Genomic DNA, 13,074 nt, shown 5'->3' with positions numbered 1-13,074 from the left:
GATCAACCGACAAGAATCGGATAAAATTTGGCTTAACCTAATCCATCTTGCACTATGCCAGAATTACCAGAAGTAGAAGTTACCCGCCGCGGCATCATGCCATATATAACGAATCAACGAATTCAACGCGTCGTGGTGCGTACTGCCAAGCTGCGCTGGCCCGTGCCAACGCAGCTTGGCACCTTGCTTAACGATGGCTTAATTAAGCATGTTGAGCGGCGTGGTAAATATTTATTGCTTGAGCTAGAAAACGGCTGGCTACTGATTCATCTCGGCATGACCGGGACTTTGCGTATCCTGTCGCGTGGCACGGCCAGCGAGAGCCAGCTCTTGCCAACGGACCGACACGATCATATCGATTGGATCTTCGATAAATGTATGCTGCGTTTTCGGGACCCACGGCGTTTTGGCGCGGTTTTGTGGCATCCGCACAATGCTGGACCCGTCTTGCTACACCCATTATTAGCCAAGTTAGGTATTGAGCCACTATCGGCTGATTTTAATAGCGCGCTTTTTCACCGCCTAACACGCGCGCGCAGCACGCCTATCAAGCAGATCTTGCTAGCGGGTCAGATTGTCGTGGGGGTGGGTAATATCTATGCCTCAGAGAGTTTATTCCGCGCGGGCATTCATCCAGCAACTGCGGCTGGACGTATTTCAGTTAAGCGTTATGAAAAACTCGTCACTGAGATCCGTGCAACATTGGCCGAAGCCATTGAAAAAGGCGGCAGCACGTTGCGCGATTTCGTTGGTAGCGACGGCGCGCGAGGTTATTTTCAGCTGGACTATTTCGTTTACGGCCGTAGCGGTGAGCCGTGCCGCAACTGTGGCGCGCCCATTCGCCAAATTATGCAACAGCAGCGCTCCACTTATTATTGTCCGCGCTGCCAGCATTAAACAATAAATGATCCAGCAGCGGATAGTATCCAAGCCCTTCATTTGATTTTTTTACAATTCATCCACTCCCTCAATGATTTCGATTGCAGAATTCGCTCCTCGCCTGATTACTTGGCAACGTCAATCTGGACGCCACGATTTGCCGTGGCAGCACGACGACCCTTATTGTATTTGGCTATCTGAAATCATGCTGCAACAGACGCAAGTGTCAACTGTGATTGCCTATTATCTACGGTTTATTGAGCGCTTTCCTAATCTGACGGCATTAGCCAATGCGCCGCTTGATGAAGTGATGGCCTTATGGAGCGGACTAGGTTATTACTCGCGCGCACGCAATCTGCATCGTTGCGCACAACAGCTGGTGGCCGAACATGATGGTCATTTCCCAAACGATGTCAATACACTCATCACATTACCGGGTATTGGCCGTTCAACGGCGGCAGCCATTGCTGTTTTTGCCTTTGGCGCGCGCGCAACCATTCTGGACGGCAATGTGAAGCGCGTACTGGCCCGCGTTTTTGGAATTGAAGGCTTTCCTGGCGAAAAACAGATTGAGAACGCAATGTGGAAATTAGCAGAGTCGCTATTGCCGCTCTACTCTGGCCAAGATAAAGTCAGCAACAACCTCGCAATCAAAGCGTATACCCAAGGTTTAATGGACTTTGGCGCTACTTTATGTGTACGTGGTCGTCCTGCTTGTGCACGCTGTCCCTTTCAAAGCGGTTGCGTAGCTTATCTTAGCGGCCGTGAAAAAACATTGCCAACGGCCCGGCCCAAAAAAATCAAACCTATGCGGCGCACGCTAATGCTCATTCTATGTAACGGTGATGCCGTACTGCTTGAGCGCCGCCCTCCCGCAGGCATCTGGGGTGGTTTATGGAGCCTGCCAGAAGCCACGGATGATGCCACTCTGGCCGCTTATGCAGCGCGCTTCGGCGTGCTTGGCCCTTTGACCGCGCTGCCTTCGATCATCCACACCTTTACGCATTTTCAGCTCACCATAGAACCTAGGCTGGCGGCACTTCCCTCCTCTACTGCAACTGCCGCAGCAGTGGCCGACGCCAACCAAGCTTGGGTCTCAGCAGATGACGTCCAAGCTTATGGTTTGCCCGCACCAGTACGACGGATATTGGACAAATTGCAGAGTGAAGCTCAGGCGGATATTTTGCCTTTCTGCTAAATTAACAATTGATGCGGGGCATTCATATCCATCACTTCAGATAACGCTGACAGCCATGCACGCGCTGGCAGCCGCCATTTCTTTTCAAGCACACGCGCATGGGCGGCCAGCGCATCCCAATCAAAGGCCAGCGGTGGACCACTAAAAGCAAGCGCTACCCGATTACCATCATGAACTATAGGCAAAGCCACCACGCGCCCCTCAAAAGCTTCACGTAAACTACGCATATTGCGCGCAAAGCTAGGATGGTCGCCGAACAAATTGACGGTTAAGATGCCCGGCGCAGCCAAACAAGAACGGCAAGCACGGTAAAATGCTGTACTCTCAAGTACCGGGCCATGTGCAGTTGCGTCATATAAATCGACTTGCAAAATACCGATGGCACCATAGTGAGATGAATCATGAACAAAATCCCAAGCATCAGATTCAATCACCGATAAGCGCTCATCGTTAGCGGGTAGCTCGAACATGGTACGCGCAGCAAGCACAACAGCCGGATTCAATTCAACTGCCGTGACCCGTGAAGCTTGGCAGTATCGGTAGCAAAATTTGGTTAATGTTGCCGCCCCTAAACCCAGTTGCACAATATGCGCAGGCGGATCAAGAAAGAGCAGCCACGCCATCATCTGCTGCGCATATTCGAGTTCAATCCGCGTTGGCGCACGCAATCGCATCGCGCCCTGCACCCATTGAGTGCCAAAATGCAAATAACGCACGCCCCCTTCCTCAGAAAAAGTAACGGGTGCAAAACGCGGGGTTTGCGGGTAACGTAAGCTACGTTTATTAGAAGTTGTCATGCAAAATTTCACGCCAGGCGCGCAGTTTTTGTTCAAATGAGAGCGCAGCATAAGCTGGGCTTGAAGAGGGCAAAGCCAATGTCTGATAACCCGCCGCGCACAGCACTGGCGCAAAGCGGCCCGCGGTTTTGCCATTAAAGCAGATTTTCTCAAGGGCCGGAGCCAACTGCTGCAAACCAGCAAAATCATTGGGCGCCGCCTGGCGGATCGCGGTATCGAGGCTACCCTTGCGCTGACAAGCCGCCAGTACATCCCAAAGACCGATCCGATAAGTTAGCAGGCGCTCAAGACGAGCCGGATAAGTCAGTTCTGTGAGTGGTTCATTGAGCAATTCACTCAATAAACGCCAAAATTGATTGCGTGGATGTGCATAGTATTGTGTTGCCAGCAGGGATGCTTCGCCAGGAAAGCTCCCCAAAATAAGGATGCGTGTATCGTTTGCGAGCACAGGTGGAAAACCATATAACATTATCCGGTTTCACCTATTATGCGTAGCAAGGCGTGTCCATAATGCTGCCAGCATACATTCAGTGACGAGCAAAGGCTCGCCAGCATGCATAAAAATCGAACGGCGCGCAACACATGGCTGCGCGTCGATCGACGGCAGAGCCGGTAATAAACCTAGCGCCGGTTGAGCAAGGCACCGCCTAACAAAACGCTGGAGTGGATCGCGCCTTCCAACTGGCCGGCTGGCCAGCGCCGAGCGTTGAATCGCGCCACCGTACAATAGCTCAGACAGTGAGCGCGTATGTAACTGGCGAATCCCGCCCCAAACACTACGGCTTGCGACCAACGGCACAATACTACGCGCGGCAATAAAAGGTTCTCCCTCTACCAGCAGTAGCACCTCGCGCGCCCATACACGTTGACGGGCACGTGTCTTTAAACAATGCGCTTCACTCGCCCAAACAAAATCAACTGTTTCGCGCACGACCTGCACGTCTACCCTGCCCAATGTTTGCAAACGACGCGTCAACGAGCCACCGCGCGTCAGCCAATCTTTCTGATCAGCAGAAAAAGCCGGGCGCGGCAGCACTCGCCAGTGTGCATTGGACACATTAAAAGGCATGGGCATCAAACGGATAAAACTGTTTAGCTGCGCTCCAGCCCTTCCAATAACAACGTGTTAGCGCGTTTTACATAGTCCGCCGGATCGTTTAGCGCGCCCCCTTCGGCCAACATTGCTTGGTCGAAAAGCAAATGACACCAGGCATCAAAACTGGCTTGTTCAGCATTCAAACGCTTAATCAATGCATGCTCTGGATTAATTTCTAGAATTGGCCTCGATTCAGGTGCTTTTTGGCCCGCCGATTTTAATAGGCGTTGCAAATAGCCACTCATCTCGTTTGCATCGGCAATTAAGCAAGAGGGTGAGTCAGTCAGCCTGAATGTAACACGCACATCTTTTGCCTTGTCTTTCAAGACCTCTTTCATTTTTTCGACCACCGGCTGCAATGACTCGCTGGTTTTTTCTTGCTCTTTTTTCTCATCATCGCTTAACGTGCCTAGATCAAGATCGCCGCGCGCTACGCTGCTCAGTGGCTTATCTTGGAAGTCGTTTAAGAAAGAGAGCATCCATTCATCTACCCGGTCCGTCAGCAATAATACTTCGACTCCTTTGTTGCGAAATACCTCAAGGTGTGGGCTATTGCGCGCTGCCTGCCAGCTATCTGCCGTGACATAATAAATTTTGCTCTGGCCTTCTTTCATGCGTGCCACATATTCTGCCAAAGTGACCGTCTGAGCTGCTGTATCAGTGGCTGTGCTGGCAAACCGCAAAAGTTGCGCAATTCGATCGCGATTGGCATGATCTTCGCCCATTCCTTCTTTCAATACCTGACCAAATTGCTGCCAGAACACCGTATATTTTTCCGCATCTGTCTCAGCGAGCTCTTCAAGCATGGATAACGCGCGCTTAGTCACACCATCTCGAATTGCCTTAACGTCACGGCTTTCCTGCAAAATTTCACGTGAGACATTCAATGGTAAGTCGTTTGAATCGACCACGCCGCGAATAAAACGTAAATACGTAGGCAATAATTGCTCTGCATCGTCCATCACGAAGACGCGCTTGATATACAGTTTTAACCCACCACGCTGATTACGGTCCCCTAGATCGAAAGGCGCTTGAGCAGGGACATATAAGAGCTGCGTATATTCATTGCGGCCCTCAACGCGATTATGTGTCCAGATCAACGGCTCTTGTTGATCATGCGACAGATGCTGATAAAAATTCTTATACTGGGTTTCATCAATATCGCTTTTTGCGCGTGCCCATAGAGCGCTTGCCTGGTTGATCGTTTCGTCCTCGTCACGGCGTACGGTTTCTTGCTTTTCTTGATCCCATTCTTCCTTGGCCATCAGAATCGGCAGGGCAATATGATCCGAATATTTTCTGATGATCGATTTCAAGCGCCACGCAGACAGAAAATCATCTTCGCCTGCGCGCAGATGCAAGGTAATGGACGTACCGCGTGCGGTCCGTTCAATAGCGTCTATACTAAACTCGCCATCTCCTGTACTTTGCCAGCGGACTCCTTCAGCAACTGGCAAGCCAGCGCGGCGCGATTCGACTGTGATCTGGTCAGCAACGATAAAACCGGAATAAAAACCCACGCCAAATTGACCAATCAGCGCCGCATCTTTTTGCTCATCGCCAGAAAGTTTGGCAAAAAACTCTTTGGTACCGGAGCGAGCAATCGTGCCAAGGTTGGCAATTGCCTCCTCGCGGCTCATGCCAATCCCATTATCGTCAATTGTGATGGTGCGCGCAGCGGCATCATATGAAATGCGAATACGTAAATCCGCATCACTCTCATAAAGTGACGCATCTGCAATGGCTTCAAAGCGTAGTTTGTCCGCGGCATCTGACGCGTTTGAGATCAATTCGCGCAGAAAAATTTCTTTATTGCTATAGAGTGAGTGAATCATCAACTGCAGAAGCTGCTTTACTTCTGCCTGAAAGCTTAGGGTTTCTTGCGTCATTGTCAAAATCCTTAAGGGCTGTTAAATTGATATTAATTGATCGTGCCAAATAGTGGAGGCGCTTTTCCGTATTTCAAGAGAGAGATTAGATAAGCGCGCACATGAAATGCCAGCACAAGCAGCAAGCCAGGTTGGTGGGCTACTGCAATAACATTTTTGCGTTAGTTGGCCTATTTTAATGGCTCTTGCCACATTGTCGTACAATTATTCCATCACATTCGCCTATACTTATTATCTCGGCGCTGTCGGCCAAATTCAACATTATCGGATATTCTTTGATGAGTCCACGTGAAATTCAAGGCATGCTGCTTGGCTTGCTAAGCGTTATTCTTTTCAGCATAACGTTACCGATGACACGCATTACCATTATGGAAATTCATCCATTACTCAATGGGCTTGGGCGTTCATTCATAGCGGCGATACCTGCAGCCATCTTACTGGCCTGGCGCCGGGAAAAATGGCCAACTAAACAACAAATGAAGGGGCTAGCCGTTGTCGCCTTAGGCGCAATTATAGTGTTTCCGGTATGTACTGCCTGGGCTATGCGTACCCTGCCTGCCTCGCACGGCGCGATTGTCAATGGACTACAACCCTTATGCGTTGCCATCTATGCAGTGTGGTTCGCCCGTGAAAAACCCTCCCGTACATTTTGGCTATGCTCAATCATAGGCAGCACACTCATTATCACCTATGCAATGCGCGCAAGTGGCGGCACGTTAATGGCCGGGGATATCTTCATGTTGATTGCCGTTGTTTTTGGCGCGCTCGGCTATACAGAAGGGGGTCGCCTGGCTAAGCAAATGGGTGGCTGGCGAGTAATTTGTTGGGCCTTGGTTATCTCCGCTCCAGTGCTAGTCATACCGGTTACTTTGCTGGCTTGGCACCATACGGGCCCAATTTCTCTTAAATCCTGGCTGGCTTTTGGCTATGCTGCGCTTATTTCGCAGTTTTTTGGTCTTTTTATATGGTACGCGGGCCTTGCGTTAGGCGGTATTGCGCGGGTTAGCCAAGTGCAACAGTTACAGGTATTTTTCACGCTGGCTTTTTCTACCTGCTTTTTTGGCGAGGAAGTTGGCTCGGACACTTGGCTTTTTGCCGCAGCGGTTGTCTTCATGCTTGCACTTAGCAGTCGCACGCGGATTGCAGCATTACCACCAAGCAGCATCACTCCTGCACAAAAGATTGCGCACAACTAGGGGCAAAGTTAACCCACGCCTTTTAAGAAAATTTTCTAATGCCCGAACCATTAAAATTATTACAAACCAATCAGCTGTGTAAGCAGTATGGCCATGTCGTTGCATTAGCTCCAACTGATTTGGCCGTATCGCAAGGGGAATTTCTAACCTTACTCGGCCCTTCGGGCTCAGGTAAAACAACGCTGCTGAGCTTGATTGCAGGATTATTACAGCCCGATGGCGGCAACATTTATATCGGTGGTATCGATGTCACTAACAAGGCGCCGTATGAAAGGGATATTGGTGTAGTTTTTCAAAACTATGCGTTATTTCCGCATATGACCGTGGCAGAAAATATTGCCTTTCCTCTTAAAATGCGCAAAGTGAGCGCGCGCGAGATTCAGCAAGCCGTTGCACGCATACTTGAGCTTGTCGAGCTGCCGCATGTGGCTGAGCGCTTCCCGCGTGAATTATCCGGCGGTCAGCAACAGCGCATCGCACTCGCTCGCTGTATGGTGTATCGCCCGTCCATTATTTTGATGGATGAACCTCTCGGCGCATTAGATAAAAAATTGCGCAACCAAATGCAGCTGGAGATTAAACGCATCCATCGCGAGCTTGGCACAACGATCCTTTATGTCACGCATGATCAAGAGGAAGCGATGACCATGTCGGATCGCATTTGCTTAATGAACGGGGGCAAGATCGAGCAATTGGGTACGCCTATTGAGCTTTATTTTTGCCCACAGACCGCTTTCGTGGCAGATTTTATTGGCGAGTCCAATTTATTGCCAGCGCGCGTCAGCCAAGTCGCTGGTGAAGCCGTGCATTTCAGCTTCAACGGTATGAGTGGGGGCGGCATTGCCACCTCCAATGGCAAGCCGGTCACGCCTGGCAGCCACATTGAGGTCATGATTAGGCCGCAACATTTGCGCGTCAGCACAGAGAGCGACTTAAACGAAAACCGAATTGAAGCCATGCTCACTGATTTCGTGGTCACTGGCGCCACCAGCAAATCGTACCTATCGGCCCCAAGGGACACGCAACTCATCATTGCAGAGCTAACCCAGGGCCACCGCTCACCTCGCCTTCAAGGTGAGAAACTTACGTTGACCTGGAATGCAGCGGATGCGATCGCAATTCCACAAGACCCAATGGGCATTGAGGTCTAATGAAACAAAAAGAGTCTTCCTGGCAAGTTCGAGCAGCCTCCAGGCTACTCACCGCACAGTATTGGCCCAAGCTATTTAGACTATTGAGTAGCCCAAAATTTTATCTCGGCGCACCCATTATCATTTATCTGCTGGTGACGCTGGTGTTACCCATCACCCAGTTGTTCAGTCTAAGCTTTCTGCCTGAAGGAGAATTAGGGCTGACCCATTACAGCCGGCTCTTTTTGTCGCCAGTCTACCTGCAAGTGCTTGCCATCACCTTCAAAACAGCCGCCTATACCACTTTGCTTGCTGTCGTGGGAGGATATCCAGTTGCCTATCTGATTACTTTTGCGCCCCCAAAGTTTAAGAGTTCGTTGCTGTTTTGGGTTTTGTTGCCATTTTGGACAAGCTTTCTCGTGCGCACCTTTGGTTGGATGGTACTGCTTGGCCGCAATGGTATGCTCAATCAGATGCTGGCCCTCACCAAGGTGACAGACGCCCCACTCAATTTACTCTATCACTTTCCAGCTGTCCTAACTGGCATGGTGCATGCAATGATGCCGCTGGCCATTTTGACCATGCTGTCGGTCATGAAAAATATTGACCGCACCCTGCCTCGTGCTGCATTAACACTGGGCGCAAAACCCGCTAGAGCATTCTGGACCGTGTATTTTCCACTTTCTTTGCCAGGCGTAGCGGCAGCAGCGCTGATGGTATTTGTCACGTCGATTGGCTTTTTTATCACGCCAGCGCTGTTAGGTGGGCGTAAAGAAATCATGATGACGCAAATTATCATGGACCAAATTCAGAGTACGCTCAATTGGGGATTTGCTGGTGCTGTTTCAATGCTGCTGCTGGTGGCAGTGTTAGCCGTTTTTTTCTTATATAGTCGGCTCATCGGGCTTTCAAGTTTAGCCGGAGAAAGGACCACGACCACTCAGCAAGCGGCTAGCCCCACCCATCTCAGGATACGACTTGCTGGCTACTGGATCCTTGAACGTTTGGCCGATATTTTTGATGGTTTGGGTAGTCTGTGGCGCCATACGGTTTCTTGGAGAACACAAACCTACGTCAAAAATCCTGCAAAAAACCGGCATCTCTCCGGCAAACAAGGATGGGCGCTGCGGATCGCTGCGCTGGCTATGCTGGCATTCTTGATGGCTCCGATACTCGTGATGATTCCAATCTCTTTCACTGAAAGCCGAGCAATCGATTGGCCCCCTCGAGGGTTTTCCTTACAGTGGTATGAAGCTATCTTTCATTCGCCCAATTGGAGCCATGCCGCTATACGTTCCATCTTGATTGGCATAAGCACGGGATTTTTATCGATGCTGATTGGCGCACCTGCCGCTTTTTTGCTCTCTCGCTCAGGTTTTCGCTGGAAAGTAGCACTGCTGGGTTTTATTCTAACGCCGATGATTGTGCCAAGGATGATTCTAGCGATTGGTTTCTTTTATCTTTTCGCTAAGCTAGGCTTAGTAGGCTCCATGTTTGGCTTGGTGTTAGGCCACACGACCATTGCGCTTCCCTATGTCGTCATCACAATCATAGCGGTTCTTAAAAATTATGATACCCAGCTTGATGCGGCAGCTCAAAGCCTGGGGGCTAACCGGTTTAAGACTTTACGTTATATCACTTTTCCGATTTTATCCGCTGGCTTAGCCTCAGCGTTTTTGTTTGCCTTTGCCACTTCATTTGATGAATTGACGATTGCACTTTTTGTCACGGGTGGTCTCAGTGCAACGCTGCCTAAGCAGTTTTGGGACGAGATTACATTAAACGTCTCTCCGACGATTGCAGCCGTTTCAACTTGCCTGTTTTTCTTCGTGGCGATTATTATTGGATGTGCGGATCGGTTGCGCCGGCGTAGTGTGCGGTGAAGGCCTTTACTCGTTAACCTGCAGATCCGCCCGGACGTCACTGGCGAGGGCAATAAAATATCCCTCATGCGCATATCTCTGTTTAAATCCACCCTCATCCTGCTCGTAATACAAAATTATAGAGTGCAGAATAGGAATTAACGCAGATCGCGTGTTGTTATTGATAAAGATTCGCGCACTTTTTGCGCAAACTGGTAACATCGCGGCGATTTGAACGCTTTTTGGAGTCATCCTCATGCAAGACCGTACCACGCTTACTCAATTTTTAATTGAACAACAACGCCAACACAATAGTCTCCCCGCCGATTTACGGCTCTTAATCGAGGTCGTTGCACGAGCGTGCAAAATGATCGGCCATTATGTCGGTAAAGGTGCGTTAGGCAGTGTACTAGGCAGCGCCGGCAGCGAGAATGTGCAGGGCGAAGTGCAAAAAAAGCTCGATGTGATTTCAAATGATATTCTGCTCGAAGCCAATAAATGGGGGGGCAGCCTCGCCGCCATGGCATCCGAGGAGCTTGAGCATATTCACCTGATTCCGCACCATTACCCTAAAGGTGAATACTTGCTGTTGTTTGATCCACTTGATGGCTCATCGAACATCGATGTCAATGTGTCAATTGGCACAATTTTCTCGGTCTTGCGTTGCACAGATAAAACCCAGCCGCCTACCGAGCAATCATTCTTACAAGCAGGTACGCAGCAAGTTGCTGCGGGTTACGTTGTGTATGGCCCACAAACTGTGTTTGTGCTCACCACAGGTCACGGCGTACACTGCTTTACGCTTGATCGCGAACTGGGTTCATGGGTCCTTACGCAAAGCAATATGCGTATCCCGCAAACAACTCATGAATACGCCATCAATGCCTCAAATGCACGGCATTGGTATCCGCCGGTACAACGCTATGTCAATGAGCTACTGATGGGCAAAACTGGGGTGCGTGAGCAAGATTTTAATATGCGCTGGGTCGCTTCGATGGTGGCTGATGTGCACCGTATTTTGAATCGCGGCGGTATTTTTATGTATCCGGCCGACCAGCGCGATCCTGCCAAACCTGGCAGGCTGCGCCTGATGTATGAAGCTAATCCGATCGCTTTTATCGTGGAACAGGCACAAGGCGCTGCAACCAATGGTCAGCAGCGCATTCTTGAGGTCACCCCAACTCAACTACACGAACGGGTGGCCGTTTTCCTTGGGTCAAAAAATGAAGTTGATCGTGTAACACGTTATCACCACGAAATGCTTTGAGTGGTTTGAGGCGCGGAGCTAACACCGGATAAGTGGCGCTGGCCGTCGGCTTCCACATAAAGCGCGGGCATGCCCATCATTTGCCTATAGGGATCCGTGTGACGCTTTGTCTGCCGCGGGTCCCAACACCCCTTCCGGCAGCCATGTCAGCAGCAAGTCCTTGTGGACCCTTGCCCGGCGCACATGATGGGTTTTCATGAAAGATAGAGGCCATGTACGCCAGGCAGCAAGCCTGCGAGCGCCTGCGTAAAGATAAGACCATATGGATTTTCGCTAAAAATCGGTCTACAGAAATTATAACGTTCAACTAAGTTGCTGCGGCACTTCACTATTAAATTTTGCATCTTGGCGAGCTCAGTACATTTGACGTTGTAAATAGCAATCTCAATCAAACCTTGAAACTGCCTAGCTTTATCTCAAGCACAATAGGCGCACAGGCATCTCATAAGTTTCGAAAAATTTATCATAACGCGTCTATTTATACTAGTTAAACTGGTATAATTTTTTCTTTAGCATTTAAACTTAGTTCTACGAGGACTTCTATGTCCATTATTTCCCACCCCCATGACAAATTTTTTAAAGGAAGTCTCAAAGAAAAACAAATTGCGCTCGATTTTCTGAAAGCCCATTTGCCTGCCAATATCTATCAACAGCTTGACCTCAGCACTCTGCGAGCCATTGATAAAAGTTATGTCAATGCTGAGCTGCGTGAAGCACATAGCGATATGGTCTATGCTTGCCAAATCAATGGCAAAGCAGGTTATATCCCCATCTTGCTACTGCTTGAGCATCAATCTACCGCCAGCAAACATATGGCTTTTAGACTGCTGCAATACACTTTAAATTTAATGGACGATCATTTAAAAGCTGGCCACGACTCTCTCCCATTAGTCTTGCCGATATGTCTTTATCATGGCGCCGTATCTCCCTATCCATATTCAACAGATATCTTTGAAGACTTTGATGATGTTGAGATGGCAAGAGCGCTAGTCTTCAAACAATTTAAGCTCATTGATTTGACGACGCTGCCTGTTGATACCTTGAAACAGCATGGGGTAGCGGCACTGATGGAATTACTTTTTAAGCATTATCGGGCACGCGATTTTATTGAAACAATTCGGCAGCTTGCAGACCAAGGCACCTTGAAGATGGCGATATCTCATACGACAGAGTCATATTTTTTTGCTATGCTAGAGTATATTGGTTCACATGAACAAGGGCAGCAACCGCAAAAAGCGGAAGATTTATTTAAGCTACTAAGCACAGTATTACCTGAGAAGCGGGAGAGTATAATGACTTTTAACGAACAATTACGGCAAGAAGGTAGACAAGAGGGGCGGCAGGAAGGTAGGCAAGAAGGTGAACGCCAGAAAGCCCTCGCTATTGCTAAAAAAATGCTAGCCGAGGGATCAGAATTTGCTTTTGTTAAAAAGGTAACCGGTCTTTTTGACGACGACATCAAAAAAGTAGCGCCCCAGCATTAAATACTCTCAGCACGCTTTAACCGGGCGGCCAACCACAAGCCTGATTAAACCTTCAGTAATCCCTGCCGCCGCGCGTGCTTGCGGCGAAATACGGCTATGCGTGGTAGTGGCTCGTGCGCGTATCACCCAGGTTGCCAGTAATTGAACACCGCTGTGTTTCATCTCTATTACACGACAAGCATTCGCGCGTTTTGCTTCAGATGTGGCGGTCCATTGAATTCTGTACGCAAGCTGCCGGCACGAACCGCCAGCGTATCAAAATTCAAATTATCCATC

At 49.4% G+C, this 13,074-nt stretch carries 11 protein-coding genes and 1 pseudogene; 7 read left to right on the top strand and 5 right to left on the bottom strand.

The window, feature by feature from the left end; all coding sequences use genetic code 11:
• Positions 1-54 precede the first annotated feature (54 nt).
• Both mutM and mutY read left to right on the top strand, forming a co-directional pair.
• The gene (gene mutM, locus NQD60_RS02585) at positions 55-897 is read left to right on the top strand and encodes a bifunctional DNA-formamidopyrimidine glycosylase/DNA-(apurinic or apyrimidinic site) lyase (protein ID WP_257100939.1); all 843 of its coding nucleotides are present in this window, start codon (positions 55-57) and stop codon (positions 895-897) included.
• Between the two features lie 73 nt (positions 898-970).
• A complete protein-coding gene (gene mutY / locus NQD60_RS02580; protein WP_257100938.1) occupies positions 971-2,077 on the top strand; it encodes an A/G-specific adenine glycosylase in 1,107 nt (368 codons plus the stop codon).
• Here the strand turns inward: mutY and NQD60_RS02575 are convergent.
• From NQD60_RS02575 to htpG, 4 genes are read right to left on the bottom strand one after another with little or no spacing between them, the layout of a single operon-like run.
• Positions 2,074-2,874 (bottom strand): spermidine synthase, encoded by an 801-nt coding sequence (locus NQD60_RS02575; protein ID WP_257100937.1) that lies wholly within the window; start codon positions 2,872-2,874, stop codon positions 2,074-2,076. The genes mutY and NQD60_RS02575 overlap by 4 nt on opposite strands.
• Positions 2,861-3,343: a DNA-deoxyinosine glycosylase gene (locus tag NQD60_RS02570; protein WP_257100936.1), complete on the bottom strand. Its 483-nt coding sequence runs from the start codon at positions 3,341-3,343 to the stop codon at positions 2,861-2,863. The genes NQD60_RS02575 and NQD60_RS02570 overlap by 14 nt, the downstream gene beginning before the upstream one ends.
• Before the next feature lie 9 nt (positions 3,344-3,352).
• Positions 3,353-3,949 (bottom strand): chorismate lyase, encoded by a 597-nt coding sequence (locus NQD60_RS02565; RefSeq protein WP_257100935.1) that lies wholly within the window; start codon positions 3,947-3,949, stop codon positions 3,353-3,355.
• Positions 3,950-3,966: 17 nt separating this feature from the next.
• Positions 3,967-5,859 carry a molecular chaperone HtpG gene (gene htpG / locus NQD60_RS02560; protein ID WP_257100934.1) on the bottom strand — a complete coding sequence of 631 codons (1,893 nt, stop codon included), beginning with the start codon at positions 5,857-5,859 and terminating at the stop codon, positions 3,967-3,969.
• A 278-nt stretch (positions 5,860-6,137) separates the two neighbouring features.
• On the opposite strand from htpG, the gene NQD60_RS02555 reads away from it, so the two are divergent.
• The 5 genes from NQD60_RS02555 (at position 6,138) to NQD60_RS02535 (ending at position 12,798) form a co-directional block, all read left to right on the top strand.
• On the top strand, positions 6,138-7,055 hold the full coding sequence (locus NQD60_RS02555) for a DMT family transporter (RefSeq protein ID WP_306438079.1): 918 nt from the start codon (positions 6,138-6,140) through the stop codon (positions 7,053-7,055).
• A 38-nt stretch (positions 7,056-7,093) separates the two neighbouring features.
• Positions 7,094-8,206, top strand: a complete 1,113-nt coding sequence (locus tag NQD60_RS02550; protein WP_257100933.1) for an ABC transporter ATP-binding protein — start codon at positions 7,094-7,096, stop codon at positions 8,204-8,206.
• Positions 8,206-10,068 (top strand): ABC transporter permease subunit, encoded by a 1,863-nt coding sequence (locus tag NQD60_RS02545; RefSeq protein ID WP_257100932.1) that lies wholly within the window; start codon positions 8,206-8,208, stop codon positions 10,066-10,068. The genes NQD60_RS02550 and NQD60_RS02545 overlap by 1 nt, the downstream gene beginning before the upstream one ends.
• Positions 10,069-10,297: 229 nt before the next feature.
• Positions 10,298-11,314, top strand: a complete 1,017-nt coding sequence (locus NQD60_RS02540) for a class 1 fructose-bisphosphatase (protein WP_257101242.1) — start codon at positions 10,298-10,300, stop codon at positions 11,312-11,314.
• Positions 11,315-11,856: 542 nt separating this feature from the next.
• Positions 11,857-12,798: an Rpn family recombination-promoting nuclease/putative transposase gene (locus NQD60_RS02535; protein ID WP_257100931.1), complete on the top strand. Its 942-nt coding sequence runs from the start codon at positions 11,857-11,859 to the stop codon at positions 12,796-12,798.
• A gap of 6 nt (positions 12,799-12,804) precedes the next feature.
• Here NQD60_RS02535 and NQD60_RS02530 read toward each other — a convergent pair.
• Positions 12,805-13,050: pseudogene (locus tag NQD60_RS02530) on the bottom strand (PLP-dependent transferase); the annotation flags it as partial.
• Positions 13,051-13,074 lie beyond the last annotated feature (24 nt).

The organism is Mycoavidus sp. SF9855 (genome assembly GCF_024582735.1).
Lineage (GTDB): Bacteria > Pseudomonadota > Gammaproteobacteria > Burkholderiales > Burkholderiaceae > Mycoavidus.
Note: the sequence above shows the minus strand (reverse complement) of the source record. Positions and strands in the feature narration are given on the sequence as shown.